This is a genomic window from Tepidibacter mesophilus, from assembly GCF_002724055.1.
In the GTDB taxonomy this organism is placed as follows: Bacteria; Bacillota; Clostridia; order Peptostreptococcales; family Peptostreptococcaceae; genus Tepidibacter_A; species Tepidibacter_A mesophilus.
In genome coordinates this window covers 134,829-149,729 of the sequence record NZ_BDQY01000001.1, presented here as the reverse complement: position 1 = coordinate 149,729, position 14,901 = coordinate 134,829, and the positions used below count along the sequence as shown (strand labels likewise).

General features: G+C 29.0%; 15 protein-coding genes and 1 other annotated feature. Of the genes, 5 read left to right on the top strand and 10 right to left on the bottom strand.

Translation table 11 applies throughout. The features are described from left to right. Nucleotides 1-25: 25 nt before the first annotated feature. Entirely contained in the window at nucleotides 26-775 is a 750-nt protein-coding gene (locus Tmeso_RS00680) for a peptidylprolyl isomerase (RefSeq protein WP_099187253.1), read from the bottom strand. A gap of 276 nt (nucleotides 776-1,051) precedes the next feature. On the opposite strand from Tmeso_RS00680, the gene Tmeso_RS00675 reads away from it, so the two are divergent. Then, a complete protein-coding gene (locus Tmeso_RS00675; RefSeq protein WP_099187252.1) occupies nucleotides 1,052-2,455 on the top strand; it encodes an APC family permease in 1,404 nt (467 codons plus the stop codon). A 206-nt stretch (nucleotides 2,456-2,661) separates the two neighbouring features. Next, nucleotides 2,662-3,804, top strand: coding sequence for a glycosyltransferase family 4 protein (locus tag Tmeso_RS00670; protein ID WP_099187251.1), 1,143 nt, complete (start codon nucleotides 2,662-2,664; stop codon nucleotides 3,802-3,804). A gap of 178 nt (nucleotides 3,805-3,982) precedes the next feature. On the opposite strand, the gene Tmeso_RS00665 is transcribed toward Tmeso_RS00670, so the two are convergent. From Tmeso_RS00665 to Tmeso_RS00640, 6 genes are all read right to left on the bottom strand, one after another. Next, nucleotides 3,983-5,725, bottom strand: coding sequence for an NADH-dependent [FeFe] hydrogenase, group A6 (locus Tmeso_RS00665; protein ID WP_099187250.1), 1,743 nt, complete (start codon nucleotides 5,723-5,725; stop codon nucleotides 3,983-3,985). Between the two features lie 16 nt (nucleotides 5,726-5,741). Then, nucleotides 5,742-7,625 carry an NADH-quinone oxidoreductase subunit NuoF gene (locus Tmeso_RS00660; RefSeq protein WP_099187249.1) on the bottom strand — a complete coding sequence of 628 codons (1,884 nt, stop codon included), beginning with the start codon at nucleotides 7,623-7,625 and terminating at the stop codon, nucleotides 5,742-5,744. A 26-nt stretch (nucleotides 7,626-7,651) separates the two neighbouring features. Continuing rightward, the gene (gene nuoE, locus Tmeso_RS00655) at nucleotides 7,652-8,167 is read right to left on the bottom strand and encodes an NADH-quinone oxidoreductase subunit NuoE (protein ID WP_099187248.1); all 516 of its coding nucleotides are present in this window, start codon (nucleotides 8,165-8,167) and stop codon (nucleotides 7,652-7,654) included. A 169-nt stretch (nucleotides 8,168-8,336) separates the two neighbouring features. Beyond that, nucleotides 8,337-9,026 carry an LrgB family protein gene (locus Tmeso_RS00650; RefSeq protein WP_099187247.1) on the bottom strand — a complete coding sequence of 230 codons (690 nt, stop codon included), beginning with the start codon at nucleotides 9,024-9,026 and terminating at the stop codon, nucleotides 8,337-8,339. A gap of 1 nt (nucleotide 9,027) precedes the next feature. Beyond that, nucleotides 9,028-9,375, bottom strand: a complete 348-nt coding sequence (locus Tmeso_RS00645) for a CidA/LrgA family protein (RefSeq protein ID WP_099187246.1) — start codon at nucleotides 9,373-9,375, stop codon at nucleotides 9,028-9,030. A gap of 139 nt (nucleotides 9,376-9,514) precedes the next feature. Next, a complete protein-coding gene (locus tag Tmeso_RS00640; RefSeq protein WP_099187245.1) occupies nucleotides 9,515-9,961 on the bottom strand; it encodes a hypothetical protein in 447 nt (148 codons plus the stop codon). Nucleotides 9,962-10,232: 271 nt separating this feature from the next. On the opposite strand from Tmeso_RS00640, the gene Tmeso_RS00635 reads away from it, so the two are divergent. Together Tmeso_RS00635 and asnS are read left to right on the top strand one after the other, a co-directional pair. Then, nucleotides 10,233-10,400, top strand: a complete 168-nt coding sequence (locus Tmeso_RS00635) for a CDIF630_02480 family spore surface protein (protein ID WP_099187244.1) — start codon at nucleotides 10,233-10,235, stop codon at nucleotides 10,398-10,400. 79 nt (nucleotides 10,401-10,479) lie between these two features. Then, nucleotides 10,480-10,734, top strand: a binding site (T-box leader). A 53-nt stretch (nucleotides 10,735-10,787) separates the two neighbouring features. Next, nucleotides 10,788-12,179, top strand: coding sequence for an asparagine--tRNA ligase (asnS, locus tag Tmeso_RS00630; protein ID WP_099187243.1), 1,392 nt, complete (start codon nucleotides 10,788-10,790; stop codon nucleotides 12,177-12,179). A 29-nt stretch (nucleotides 12,180-12,208) separates the two neighbouring features. On the opposite strand, the gene Tmeso_RS00625 is transcribed toward asnS, so the two are convergent. The 3 genes from Tmeso_RS00625 to Tmeso_RS16675 form a co-directional block, all read right to left on the bottom strand. Further along, nucleotides 12,209-13,015 carry a metallophosphoesterase gene (locus Tmeso_RS00625; protein WP_099187242.1) on the bottom strand — a complete coding sequence of 269 codons (807 nt, stop codon included), beginning with the start codon at nucleotides 13,013-13,015 and terminating at the stop codon, nucleotides 12,209-12,211. A 96-nt stretch (nucleotides 13,016-13,111) separates the two neighbouring features. Beyond that, nucleotides 13,112-13,186 (bottom strand): hypothetical protein, encoded by a 75-nt coding sequence (locus Tmeso_RS17135; RefSeq protein ID WP_242967803.1) that lies wholly within the window; start codon nucleotides 13,184-13,186, stop codon nucleotides 13,112-13,114. Between the two features lie 17 nt (nucleotides 13,187-13,203). After that, nucleotides 13,204-13,344, bottom strand: a complete 141-nt coding sequence (locus Tmeso_RS16675; RefSeq protein ID WP_242967781.1) for a staygreen family protein — start codon at nucleotides 13,342-13,344, stop codon at nucleotides 13,204-13,206. 396 nt (nucleotides 13,345-13,740) lie between these two features. Here Tmeso_RS16675 and Tmeso_RS00615 point away from each other — a divergent pair, with 396 nt between their 5' ends. Further along, nucleotides 13,741-14,865 carry a potassium channel family protein gene (locus Tmeso_RS00615; protein WP_187296172.1) on the top strand — a complete coding sequence of 375 codons (1,125 nt, stop codon included), beginning with the start codon at nucleotides 13,741-13,743 and terminating at the stop codon, nucleotides 14,863-14,865. The last annotated feature ends 36 nt before the right edge of the window (nucleotides 14,866-14,901 follow it).

Sequence of the window (14,901 nt, the reverse complement as noted above, 5' to 3'; positions counted from 1 at the left end):
TTAAAAAGTTAAGGGGGATTTTTTGTTATTCGTTTATAGTAACATTATACGTAGATTTTAATTCTTCTACTTTTTCAAAGTATGTAACTTGTTGTTGTTTGTGGATTAATTGTCCGTATATATTATCCTTAACTTCATCAAAAGATTTTGTTTGTGGTTCTTTTTTATCAGTTAATTTTATTATATGATACCCAAATTGAGTTTTAACTGGTTCGCTAACCTGACCTTTTTCCATACTGAAAGCAGCATTTTCAAATTCAGGAACCATTTGACCTTTTGAGAAGAATCCTAAATCTCCACCTCTTTCGTTTGAAGGGCATTTAGAGTATTTGCTAGCGGCTTCTTCAAATGATAAATCGTTATTTATTTCATCTAATATTTTTTTAGCTGCAGCTTCATCTTCTACAAGTATGTGACTAGCTTGTACACCTTCAGGAGATTTAAACTGATCTTTGTTGTTTTCATAAAATTCTTTAGCTTCTTTTTCTTCAACCTTTACATTGCTTAGTAATTTACCAATAGCATATTGCTTTAAGAAGTTTTCTTTTATTTTTTTCATTTCATTTTTAAATTCCTCTTCTTCATCAGTACCATTCTCTATAGCATTTAAATAGAATAATTCTTGATTAATTAAGTCTTCTAAAAGTTTTTTTCTTCCTTCTTCTGATTGAAATTGCATAGCTCTTTGAGGGCCTAAGCTAGTAAGGGCAGAATCAACATCAGCTACAGTAATTTCTTTTGTGCCAACTAAGGCTAAAATATCTTTTTTTTCCATAATTAAACTCTCCTTTAAAATCGTATTCATTCACATAATAACAAAAAAAATAAATTATGTCCAATTTAATTTAAAATATAAATTATCAAAAAAGTTTCAAAAAAATGTAAAAGTATGATATAATTGTAACCAGAAAATTTAGTATAAAATTATTGGAACAAATCTCAAAGAAAAATATATAATAAAAATATAAAGTTTTTTTTGAGCAATGAAACAACTTGTTATTTTTATTTAAGTTGTTTCATATAAAGTGAATATGTGAAGGGGGAATTTTAAATGGGTAGTAAGTCCAAAAATTTTAATAGAGTACTATCTAAAAAAGATGTTTTAGCATTAGCTTTTGGAGCTATGATAGGATGGGGATGGATTGTACTTGCAGGAGAATGGATAAAAAAAGCTGGGTCGTTAGGTGCCGTTATTGCATTTATACTCGGGGGTATTATGGTATTGTTTGTAGGGTTAACTTATGCAGAATTAACATCAGCAATGCCTGAGTGTGGAGGCGAGCATGTATTTAGTCATAGAGCATTAGGAGAGAATATGTCGTTTATATGTACTTGGGCTATTATACTAGGATACATATCGGTTGTTGCATTTGAAGCAGTTGCACTTCCTACTGTATTAGAATATTTATTTCCTAATTATGTTAAGGGATACATGTATACTATAATGGGTTATGATGTACATTTCACTTGGGTATTAGTAGGGGTTGTAAGTTCAATTGTTATAACTTGCATAAATTATATTGGGGTAAAGCCTGCAGCTTTTTTACAAGGGATTTTAACATTTATAGTTGTTGCTATAGGAATTTTGTTTTTTTCAGGCGCCTTAATTAACGGGGATGTTGCCAATACAAAACCTTTATTCGTTGGAGGATCAAAAGGCATATTATCTGTTCTTATAATGACACCGTTTATGTTTGTTGGTTTTGATGTTATACCTCAATCTGCTGCAGAAATTGATTTGCCATTTAAAAAAATCGGAAGAATACTTATATTATCAGTAGTTATGGCTATATTCTGGTATATAATGATTATTTATGCTGTATCTTTAGCCCTTAATCAAACAGAATTGAACGCATCTAATATGGTCACAGCAGATTCTATGAAATCTGTATATCACAATAGTATTTTAGCTGGTAAGGTAATGGTTGTAGCTGGTATTGGAGGAATATTGACTAGTTGGAATTCATTTTATGTAGGGGGAAGTAGAGCAATTTATGCTATGGCTGATTCAAAGATGCTTCCTAAATTTTTAGCCTATGTACATCCAAAGTACAAAACACCAACTAATGCTGTTTTATTAGTAGGTATTTTCTCAAGTATAGCACCTTTCTTTGGAAGACAAATGCTTAGCTGGCTTGTTAATGCAGGTGGACTTACAATAGTGATGGCATACTTAATTGTAACAATATCATTTTTAGTTTTAAGATATAAAGAACCAAAAATGAAAAGACCATACAAAATCAAATGTGGTAAGTTAGTAGGAAGTATAGCTGTTTTATTAAGCTTAGGAATGATGAGCTTATATTTACCAACAGCTCCAGCGGCTCTTAACTGGCCCTATGAGTGGGGAATTATAATAGGATGGTCTATAATAGGAATAATATTCTTTGTATGGGCTAAGCTATATTACATGATTAATAAAGAGCATAAAAATAACTTGCTAAAAGTCAAATAAAATATAAGTAAATATTTTTTAATGAAATATATGAATTAAAATACAACGTAGATGTTTAACATGTTAAACATCTACGTTGTATTTTAATGTAAAAAATCACATTTATGGGTTAACTAAATATAATGTATCAAGAAAATATCAATAGATAATGATATTAAAAAAATTATTGAAATTCTATCTAAATTTATTAAGGAAAGGAGTATTTTATGAAAATTGCATTTATTTGTACAGAAATGCTTCCGGTTCCTCCTGTTTTAGGAGGCGCTATTCAAATATATATAGAAGGTATATTGCCTGTTTTATCAAAATATCATGAAATAACAGTTTTTAGTGTAGCAAATGATAAGCTTCCTTCTAGAGAACAAAAAGGAAATATAAATTATGTTAGAGTACAAAGAGAAAATGCTGATGAATATATAAATAATGTTAGAAATGAAATTACTGATGAATTTGATTTAATTCATGTATTCAATAGGCCACGTTGGATATCTATATTAAGTGAAGCCCTACCTGATACTCATTTAAGCCTTAGCCTTCATAATGAAATGATGTTACCTAAAAAAATTGAACCTAAAATGGCTTTAGAGTGTATAGATAGGGTTGAATTTATTACTACTGTAAGTAAATTTGTAGCAGATGAAGTAAAAAGTATATATCCAACGGCTGAAAGCAAATTAAATGTAGTATATTCAGCTGTAGATGGAAATAAAATAAAACCATTTTGGAATGAAGATGTTGTACAAGATAGAATAAATATGAAAAAAAAGTATGGACTTGAAAATTCAAAGGTTATTCTTTATGTAGGGAGACTATCTAAAAATAAAGGACCTCATGTTTTGTTTGAAGCCATGAAAGAGGTAATGAATTCTAATCCGAATACAGTATTGATGTGCGTAGGAAGTAAATGGTATGGCATTAATACACCTAGTAACTATACAATGCTATTACAACATATGTCTAATGAATTAAAAAATCCAGTTATATTTACAGGATTTTTAACGCCAGAGGAAATCAGCAAATATTATAATATGGGAGATATATTTGTATGTACTTCTCAATGGAGAGAGCCACTTGCTAGAGTTCACTATGAAGCTATGGCAGCTGGGCTTCCTATTATAACTACTGCACGTGGTGGAAATGCTGAAGTTATAGAAGATGGAGTTAACGGATTTGCAATTAAAGAATATGATAATCCAAAAGCTTTTGAACAATATATTAAGTATCTTTTAGATAATGAAAATGTGGCAATTAACATGGGGGAAATAGGAAGGAAGTTTGCATTAGAAAAGTATAATTGGGAAATTACTGCAAATAAACTTTTGAAGATTTTTGAAACTATTCAGAAATAAAGTGAAAGCTACTCAAATTCTATGAGTAGCTTTCACTTTTTACGCTATAGGAACTATATGATTTTCAAGCTGTTAATAATATTGGTGAAAGAAGTAAACTTGCAACTATTTTTAAGTAACGAAGGCCGTTAGGGATCGTTGGCGAGATGAGTCAGTGCGTAGCGACTAGACGGATTTTTTATTCTGTAGCTCTTTTGTGGTAGTGAGTATGAAGTAACTTGTGAGCTTTTTCTCCATATGGTTTACCTAGAAATTCTTTGTATAAACTTTGAACATATGCATTTTCATGAGATTTACGTGTTTTCTTCGATCTGTCTTCTTGATATAATCCTTTTGCTCTTTCTGATATTATATCTAAATTTCCATGATGATAAGGTTGCCCGCCGCCGCCTATACATCCACCTGGACACGCCATTATTTCTATAGCGTGATAATTAGATTTACCAGAGTGAATATCTTCAAGTATTTTCCTAGCATTTCCAAGTCCACTTGCAACAGCCACGTTTATATTCATATCATTTATTTTTATACTAGCTTCTTTTATGCCATCCATACCTCTTAATTGAGTGAATTCTACATTATCTAAAGTATCGTTTGTAATCCATTCATAAGCTGTTCGAAGGGCAGCTTCCAAAACTCCTCCAGTTGCACCGAATATTACTGAAGCTCCCGTAGATTCGCCTAAAGGATTATCAAAGTTAGAGTCTTTTAAAGATTCAAAGTCAATCCCAGCTTCTTTTATCATTTTAGCAAATTCTCTTGTAGTTATTACTATATCGACATCTTTAGCTGTATCATTAGAAAGTTCAGGACGAGCTGCTTCATATTTTTTTGCAACGCATGGCATTATAGATACTACTACCATATTTTTAGGTTTTATATCCATATTTTCAGCTAAATAAGTTTTAGCTATAGCTCCAAACATTTCGTGTGGAGATTTACAAGTTGAAGGTATGTCTAACAAATCTGGGAATTGATGTTCAAGGAATTTAACCCATGCAGGGCAACAACTAGTAAGAATAGGTAGATTTTCACTTTCCTCTATTCTATGAATAAGTTCAGAAGCCTCTTCGATTATAGTCAAATCAGCAGCAAAATCAGTGTCAAATACTTTATCAAAACCTAAATTTTTAAGAGAAGTAACTATTTTACCTGTAACGAGTTCACCTGGGTTCATACCGAACTCTTCTCCTAAAGCAACTCTAACTGCAGGTGCTACCTGAACTATAACTGTTTTGTTTTTATCTGATAAAGCATCCCATACTTTTGATACATTATTTACCTCTGTTAAAGCTGCAGTAGGACATACTGCTAGACATTGACCGCAGAAGGTACATGAACTTTCGTGCATAGGATTATAAAAAGAAGGAGATATAATAGTTTCAAAACCTCTATCAACTCCCGATAATACACTTACTGTTTGAACTTCACTGCACATAGTTTCACAACGTCTACATAAAATACATTTATCAAGATTTTTTACTATAGAGTAACTTGAATTATCTATTCCATGGCTTGATGTCTTTCCTTTATATTTGATTTCTGAAATTCCAAGGTCGGCAGCTAATGATTGAAGTTCGCAATTTGTATTTTTATCGCAAAGAAGACAATCTTGAGGATGATTAGACAAAAGGAGTTCAACTATAGTACGACGTGCTTTTATAGCTCTTAGCGTGTCTGTTCTAATTATCATACCATCTTGAACAAGAGTAGAACATGCTGGGAATAAATTTTTCTTTCCTTCAATTTCAACTACGCATACACGACATGAAGCAGATTTGTTAACCATTTTTATATTATGAAGATCCAAATGACATAGGGTAGGTATTTTTATATTCAATCCTTTTGCAGCTTCTAGAATAGTAGTTCCTTTAGGAACAGATATATTTTTATTATTTATAGTTAAATTAACTAAATTCATATTATCACCTCACTAACTATTTTTTTATTATTGCATTAAATTTGCATGCATCCAGACAAGCACCGCATTTAAGACATTTTACATTGTCTACTACATGAGTTTCTTTTACTGTTCCATTTATAGCATTAGCTGGACAAATCTTAGAACATTTTGTACATCCTATACATTTATCTGTTATGAAATAATCAAGTAATGCTTGACATGAACCTGAACTACATTTTTTATGTATAACATGATCTTCATATTCATCCATAAAGTATTTCATTGTACTTAATACTGGATTTGGAGATGTTTTTCCAAGACCGCATAAAGATGTATCCTTAATTGTTTCAGCAAGTTCTTTTAAATCATATAAATCTTGCTTAGACCCTTTACCTTCTGTAATTTTAGTTAATATTTCATGTAGTCTCTTATTTCCTATACGGCAAGGAGTACATTTACCACAAGACTCTTCAACAGTAAATTCTAAGAAAAATTTAGCTATATTAACCATACAATCTGTTTCATCAAGAACAAGCATTCCTCCAGAACCCATCATAGAACCTATTGCATTTAAAGAATCAAAATCAATTGGAATATCTAAAAACTTTGAAGGTATACATCCACCTGAAGGACCTCCCGTTTGAACAGCTTTAAATTTCTTACCATCAGGTATTCCTCCGCCTATTTCAAATATTATTTCTCTTAAAGTAGTCCCCATTGGAACCTCAACAAGACCTACATTGTTGATTTTTCCTCCAAGTGCAAATACTTTTGTACCTTTAGACTTTTCAGTTCCTATATCAGAATACCATTTAGACCCATTTAATATTATTGCAGGAATATTAGCATAAGTTTCTACGTTGTTTACACAAGTTGGCTTATTCCATAAACCTTGTTTTGAAGAACTTATTGTTTTCATTCTAGGCTCTCCGCGATTACCCTCAATAGAGTGTATAAGGGCAGTTGCTTCTCCGCATACAAATGCTCCTGCTCCGTATTTAAGTTTTATATCAAAATTGAATCCTGTTCCTAAAATATCTTTTCCGAGAAATCCGAATTCTCTCGCTTGATCTATAGCTATTTCGAGTCTATGAATAGCAAGTGGATATTCGGCACGAATGTATATATATCCATTATTTGAGCCTATGGCATAGCCATTAATTATCATAGCTTCTAAAACAGAGTGAGGATCTCCCTCGAGGACAGATCTGTCCATAAATGCTCCAGGATCACCTTCATCAGCGTTGCAAACAACATATTTTTCATCAGATAAAGCTTTTGAAGTTGATTCCCATTTTATACCTGTAGGAAAGCCAGCGCCGCCTCTTCCTCTAAGACCCGATTTTTTTATTAAATCTATGACTTCTCCTTTAGACATAGATGATAGTGCATTTCCAAGAGCCATATAACCATCGTTAGCTATGTATTCATTTATGTTTTCAGGGTTTATAACACCACAATTTCTAAGAGCTATTCGCATTTGCTTTTTATAAAAAGACATATCATCATGTTTTTTAACTTTTTGGCTTATAGTAGGCTCTTCGAATAATAATTTATCTATAATGTTGCCCTTTATTATATGTTTATTTATTATTTCTTCAGCATCTTTAGGTGATACATTTACGTAAAACACATTATCTGGGAATATTTTAATTATAGGACCCTTGGCGCAAAATCCAAAGCATCCAGTCAATGAAACCTTCACTTTATTCAATAGATTGTTGTTTTTAATGCTACTTCTAAGATTTTTAATTATCTCATCACTTTGAGCAGAATGACATCCTGTACCTCCACAAACTAAAATTTCTTTTAAATTATTGTCTGTATATTTAGAATGTGTATTAGTTCTGATATCTATAAGTGGTTTTAGAGTTTCATTAAGATTGATTAGCTCTTTGAATGATTTTATTTTATTCATAATTATTTTTCTCCCCCCTTTATAAATTATATTGAAGAATGTGCTAACTTTTTATCTTCAACTTCATCCTTATAATTGAAAAGTATTTTTTCTACATCATCTAATGTAACCTTACCATAAACTTTTTCATTTATAACGACTACAGGCGCTAATCCACAAGCACCAACACATCTTAAGCCCTCTAAGGTGAATTTACCATCTGGTGTAGTTTCTCCACATTTAATATTAAGTGTTTGTTCAAATTTTTCCATTATCTTATCAGCACCTTTTACAAAACAGACTGTTCCAAGACAAATATTTATAACGTATTGTCCTCTTGGTTTTGTAGTAAAATAAGAATAAAAACTGACAACACCGAATACCTTTGAAGATGGGATATTCAATCTTTTACTTATAAATAATTGAACATCTTTAGGAAGATAACCAAAGATATGCTGAGCTTTATGAAGGACTTCTATTAAAGCACCTTTTTTGTCCTCAATTGAGTTGATAAAATCATCTAGTTCATCGAAATTGTCTTTACTTAAAGATTCTTTTAACATAACAATACCCCCCCCTTTTTTGCTGAATAAAAAATGAAAAATTCAGAAAATTTAATTAATTATATTATATCACTAGAAAACAAAAAATAGTAATAAAAATGTATAAAAATAACAAAAATATAATAAAAATACAAAAGCCGTATTCTTAATTAAGAATACGGCTCTAATTTTAAGCTATAAATTTTATCAATATAGGAGCTAATAGTAATGTTATAATACCTGCAATTCCTATAGAAAGACTACTCATAGCACCTTCAGTTTCTCCAAGCTCCATAGCTTTTGTGGTTCCAAGAGCATGTGATGAAGTTCCTATTGAAACACCTATAGCTACTTTGTCTTTTATTTTAAAGAATTTACATAAGGGAGGGCCTAAAACAGCTCCTATAACACCAGTTATAATTATACAGACTATAGTGATTGAAGGTATACCACCTATTTGGTTAGATACTTCTATACCTATAGGGGTAGTTATTGATTTTGGAATTAGGGATAAACTTATTTTAGTATTTACATTTAAATATTTGCTTAAAAATATTATACTAGATATAGATGTTAAACATCCTACAAATACTCCTATTAAAATAGGAAGTAAATTTTTTTTTAATAAATCAACTTGCTTATATAATGGAACGGCTAGCATTACTGTAGCTGGGGTTAAGAAGAAAGTAATAAAGCTAGCTCCTTTATTATATGAATCAAAATCAATATCTAATATTAAAAGAAATGAAATTATAATTATCATACTTATAAATATAGGATTTAAAATAGAAAGCTTTGTTTTTTTATTTATAAGAACACTAATTTCAAAAGCTAATATAGTTATAAGTACACCGAATATAGGGTTATTAACAAAATTCATATTAATCTCTCCTTCTTTTCAATATTTGAATTGTAAATCCAGTTGTAAATATTACTAATATGGTAGAAACAATAGATATAAAAAATAATATAAACCATTGTCCTTTTAATATATCAAGAGAAGATATTAAACCGACTCCTGGTGGTATAAAAAAGAAAGCTAAATTATTTAATAAAAAATTACTTATATCTTCTATCATATAAAGTTTTATTATACCTGTAATGAGAGATATAAATAGTAATATCATACCTACTATACTACCTGGTAATGGAAATGGTAAAAAGTTAGAAATAACTTCTCCTAAAAAACATATAAATAAAATTATTCCTAATTGTCTAAATGATTTCAAGTAAAACACCTCTTTCAATTGGTAAGTATATTGTATACATATATATTATATCTTTTTATAAAAAAAATCTATATAATTAATTTAATTATGTAATAAAATAAAAAACAGAATCTAATCAAAGATTCTGTTTTATTAAAAATTATTTAACTATAATAGCAACTTTTTCTGGCTCATTGTAATATAAACGTAAGATTTGGTTTTTTCTAACACTCTTTTCATCTAAACCTTTTTTTATATTTAATTTAATAGGTAATTTTCCGTTTTTAAGTAAAAGTTCGTATTGGTTTTCTTTCTTTTGAAAGTATATAACTGTTCCTTCATAGTATTTTAATTGTTGAAGTTTATCTCTGTACAATTTTAAATAGTAAAAAGACCCTGCTGTAACCGCTAATGTAAGTCCGAATCTTACCCAAATATTAGGAATGAATGGTTTTGTTCCAAAAAATGATAACAATATTAAAATAATAGGTATAATTGATTTTTTTAATATCATCTTACCAAACATAGTAGATAAATCTTTTTCGGTTTGATTCATACTTTTTAAGTCTACTTTCTTTTTTATTTCTTGCTTGAATTCTTTTCTCATAATAAATCCTCCTACAATTATATTTTCTTGAGTTGTATGACTTAATAGTAATGATATAAATTTTGAGATTACTAATATAATTACCATTATTAATTTATATTATAGATAATTATATATACAACCTAAAAAAATAAGTTTATTACAATAAAAATCTAATCTAAGATATTTTACCATGAAAACAAGTAAAAATAAACTATGAGAATAAATTAAAGTAGATAATTATAATAAATTTTAAAATTAAGTAAATAATATAATCAAAGGAGTGGTTGATATGAAAAACAAAGACAGAAGAAAAAAGTTTACTAATTTAAGTGAAAATCATGAAACTGCAGCATGGGCAGATATAGAAAGTGTATTTGATGAAACTAATGTATCAATACCTAGTCAAAGAGCAACTGAAGAAGCAAAAGAATGGGTAGATGATGAGAATCAAAAATAGATAAAAATTTAATGTCAAATTATGTTTGACATTAAAAAATAAAGATAATATAATATAAATACTAATTAGAATAAAATATTTAAAAACAATGAAGAGAAGAGTATCTATGAGTTATTTTTATCAAAGCGAGTTGGTGATGGTGAGAGTCCAATATGAAAAGTCATAGAGAAGAACAGCTTGGAGTTTCTAACTGAAACCGAATAGGGAGTAGGATTAGGCGGGTTCATACCGTTATCAAATGAAAAATATAAAGTATATCTTTGTATTTAATATCAAGTGGCCATATTATGGCAATTAGGGTGGTACCGCGAATAATAAGTTTTTCGTCCCTTCATAGGGATGAGAGACTTTTTTTATTTGTAAAGAAAGTATAAAGGAGGTAATAGTATGAAAAATATATTGGTAAAAGAAATTTACAGAGAAACTCAAAAGTATTCTGATCAAACTGTACAAATATCAGGATGGATAAGAACGTTAAGATCTTCAAAATCATTTGGATTTATAGAAGTAAACGATGGAAGTTTCTTTAAAAATATCCAAGTTGTATTTGAAGAAAACTTAGAAAATTTCAAAGAAATAAGCAAACTATCTATTAGCACATCGATAGTAGTTGAAGGAAAGTTAGCATTAACACCTGGATCAAAGCAACCTTTTGAAATAAAGGCTACTAAAATAATTGTTGAAGGAGAATCTTCAAGTGAGTATCCTCTACAAAAGAAAAGACATACTCTTGAATATTTAAGAACTATAGCACACTTAAGACCTCGTAGCAATACATTCTCAGCTGTATTTAGAGTACGTTCTATAGCTGCATATGCTATACATAAGTTTTTTCAGGAAAAAGGTTTTGTATACACACATACTCCAATAATAACTGGTAGTGATTGTGAGGGTGCAGGGGAGATGTTTAGAATAACTACTCTAGACATGAAGAATCCTTCTACTAATGAGGAAGGAAATATTGATTATTCTAAAGATTTCTTTGGTAAAGAGACTAATTTAACAGTAAGTGGACAATTAGAGGCAGAAGCTTACGCATTAGCTTTTAGAAATATATATACTTTTGGACCAACTTTTAGAGCAGAAAACTCTAATACATCTAGACATGCATCTGAGTTTTGGATGATTGAACCTGAGATTGCATTTGCAGACCTTAATGATTATATGAACTTAGCGGAAGAAATGATGACATACTTAATTAGTTATGTTATGGAAAATGCTCCTGAAGAAATGGAATTTTTCAATAGTTTTATAGACAAAGGTTTACTTGATAGATTAAACAATGTTGTTAACTCTGATTTTGGTAGAATAACATATACAGAGGCAGTAGAAATTCTTAAAAATTCAGGTAAAGAATTTGATTATCCAGTAGAGTGGGGATGCGATCTTCAAACAGAGCATGAAAGATATTTAACTGATGAGGTATATAAAAAGCCTCTATTTGTTACTGATTATCCAAAAGATATTAAATCTTTCTATATGAGACTTAACGATGATAATAGGACAGTTGCGGCAGCGGATTTATTAGTTCCTGGTGTAGGAGAAATAATCGGAGGAAGTCAAAGAGAAGAAAGACTTGATATATTAGAGTCTAGAATGAAAGAAATGAATCTTAATGAAGAGGATTATTGGTGGTATTTAGAACTTAGAAAATACGGTGGAACAAAGCATGCAGGGTATGGGCTTGGATTTGAAAGAGCTATAATGTATTTAACAGGTATGGGAAATATAAGAGACGTTATACCTTTCCCAAGAACACCAAAAAGTGCAGAATTTTAGTTAATAATTAAAGTAGATATTAACCTAGGTTAATATCTACTTTTGCTTTGCACGACTATTAAGCTTATTTGACTTTTATTTAAAAATCTTATTGGAAGAGAACTTGTGCCCACACCACTATCTATATAAATTAATTTACTGTTATCTAATTCATATAAACCTTTGTCGTATTTTGGAAATAACCCCTGGCCAGGAGCTATAAGACCTCCTATTAAAGGTAGTCTAGTTTGCCCTCCGTGCGTATGTCCACATAAAATAAGATCTGAGTTTATATATTTATATTTCATTATAACATTTGGAGAGTGAGATAATAAAACAGTAAAATGCTGAGGGTTTATATTTTTTAAAGCTGAGTATGTGTTTTCGTGATTTGTGTAAGGATCATCGATCCCGCATAAATTGATTTTTATATTATTTTTTTCAAATACAGTATTTGAATTATTTAAATCTATTAAATTTTTATCTCTTAGACAATCCATGAATTCATCTTTACTTGAGTTTCTCCATTCATGATTACCGCTTACAAAATATACATTTGGATTTATACTTATTAATGAATCTAAAAATGAATATATCTGTTCAAAATCTTCAGTTTTAGCATCTATAATATCTCCAGTTAGAACTATCATATCTATATTTGATTTTTTAACATAATATAATAAATTTGTATTATTTAAATTTCTGTTGTGAATATCAGATATCTGGAGTATTCGTATACTTAGATCACTAAAAATTTTATCTGAGTATATATTTACTTTATTAACTTTAATACCTATCACTTGGGAGTATATATATGAGCATAAAATTAGTAATGTCAATACAATAATTTTTTTCATATTACCAACCCTTCTTTTTATTTTATTATTAAATTATATAATTTAATGATAAATACTAAAAGTCCTAATTTTAGTCAAAATTAGGACTTTTAGTATTTAAATAAAATAATCTTTAATTTTTCCAAAGTATTGTACTTTATTAAAAATAGGATATATAGAATAGAATTTTATAAATATAGCAGAATTAATTAAACTAGGATGAGCTTTAAAAAAAGTTGAGCTGTTTTATCTGAATGAGTAAGAGTATATTTTCTTGGAATTATAGGATTGACCTCGCTAACTCCTGGCATAAAATTAATATTTAATTTTGATTTATCAAAATCAGACACAAGAATCTCCCTCCTTATAAAACAGTTTATGAAATATATATATTTATTGTTAGATAAAATTCCCGGGAAATATTTAGATTTTTACATTTGTAAAAGAACTACAGTTAAAACTATGTATAGTCAATATAATCCTAATGGTTGTTGGGGCTATGAATGTATATGAAATTTAATATATTGTATTTTCTTTAAGGATAAAAATCATATAAGTGTCAATAATATATTATAAATGCTTTCTTATTCTTAATACAAAGTTACAAATTTCAACTTATGTATAACATTTATGGAATTGCTACAGTGTCAACTATTTTGAGCAACGGAGTCATTAGGACTCGTTGGCGGTATGTGTCAATTCGTAGCGTTAGACAAATTTTTATAGTTTATGGAGGTTTGTATTTTATGAAATGCAAGTGGGAGATTGGAGATTGTAAATGTTATAGATATACAGATGATGTTTCACAATACTGCTTATTTCATAGAAAATCTAAGTCAGAAAAAGAAAAAAAAATTATAACTAATATATTGAATGGATATATAGAAGCCAATGAGTATTTATGGAATAAAGAAGACAACATATATGATTTTAGAGGTATTATATTTGATCAAGATGTTAGCCTGGGAAGGATAGAAATAAATAACTTAAACAAAAAAGTTCCTTTTGATTTTTCTTATTCAGTATTTAATAAAAATATATATTTTGATGATTACAGATTTTATTCAAATGTTTTATTTGTAAATACAAAATTTTATCAAGATGTTTCTTTTGAAAATTGTGTATTTATAAGAAGTTGTATATTTGATAAAAGTGAATTTTTAAGCAGTAAAAGTAAGTCAATCTTTTACATGTGTAAATTTCTAGGACAAGAGTTTGTATTCAAGAACATATCAAACGGAGTGAAGTTTGATGGAATTAGATTTTCCTCTAACACTAAATTTATACTTCAAAACGTAGAATACAGTAAAGAAAGATATATAGATGCTAGAAATGCATATAGAATTGCTAAAAATCAATCCAATATAATAGGTGATTATGAAGAAAGTGGGAAATATTACTATGAAGAGAGAGTGTACAATGGGAAAATGATACTTCCTCGTACGAATGATAAAGATAAAAAACATAAATATATAGTACCTAAAATAATGGATTTGGTATCTAAATATATAGTTGGATATGGAGAAAAACCACAAAATGTTTTATTTTTTTCATTCATTCTGATAAGTATATTTGCCTATTTATATATGATGGCTGGACTTAGATTTAATATAAATGTTGATTGTACTATGAATTATCATAGGACGATTAAGTATAGCTTTTTAGAGTTATTGAGCCTAGATGTTAAAGAGTTTATGAGTGATTATTTTCAGGCTTGGTATTTCAGTATAGTTACATTTACGACAGTTGGTTATGGAGATATTATACCTATTAATTACCATGGGAAAGTATTGGCTTCAATTGAAATGTTTTTAGGGGTAACTGTCATAGCTACATGGACATCCACTGTTGTAAGAAAGATGTCAAGATAAAAATAAAATGAAAATTCGATTTATATGAATTATAAA

Bases quoted from the DNA above. Each gene is read 5' to 3' on its own strand.
- Tmeso_RS00680 (WP_099187253.1), bottom strand. From the start codon at position 775: ATGGAAAAAAAAGATATTTTAGCCTTAGTTGGCACAAAAGAAATTACT.
- Tmeso_RS00675 (WP_099187252.1), top strand. From the start codon at position 1,052: ATGGGTAGTAAGTCCAAAAATTTTAATAGAGTACTATCTAAAAAAGAT.
- Tmeso_RS00670 (WP_099187251.1), top strand. From the start codon at position 2,662: ATGAAAATTGCATTTATTTGTACAGAAATGCTTCCGGTTCCTCCTGTT.
- Tmeso_RS00665 (WP_099187250.1), bottom strand. From the start codon at position 5,725: ATGAATTTAGTTAATTTAACTATAAATAATAAAAATATATCTGTTCCT.
- Tmeso_RS00660 (WP_099187249.1), bottom strand. From the start codon at position 7,625: ATGAATAAAATAAAATCATTCAAAGAGCTAATCAATCTTAATGAAACT.
- nuoE (WP_099187248.1), bottom strand. From the start codon at position 8,167: ATGTTAAAAGAATCTTTAAGTAAAGACAATTTCGATGAACTAGATGAT.
- Tmeso_RS00650 (WP_099187247.1), bottom strand. From the start codon at position 9,026: ATGAATTTTGTTAATAACCCTATATTCGGTGTACTTATAACTATATTA.
- Tmeso_RS00640 (WP_099187245.1), bottom strand. From the start codon at position 9,961: ATGAGAAAAGAATTCAAGCAAGAAATAAAAAAGAAAGTAGACTTAAAA.
- Tmeso_RS00635 (WP_099187244.1), top strand. From the start codon at position 10,233: ATGAAAAACAAAGACAGAAGAAAAAAGTTTACTAATTTAAGTGAAAAT.
- asnS (WP_099187243.1), top strand. From the start codon at position 10,788: ATGAAAAATATATTGGTAAAAGAAATTTACAGAGAAACTCAAAAGTAT.
- Tmeso_RS00625 (WP_099187242.1), bottom strand. From the start codon at position 13,015: ATGAAAAAAATTATTGTATTGACATTACTAATTTTATGCTCATATATA.
- Tmeso_RS00615 (WP_187296172.1), top strand. From the start codon at position 13,741: ATGAAATGCAAGTGGGAGATTGGAGATTGTAAATGTTATAGATATACA.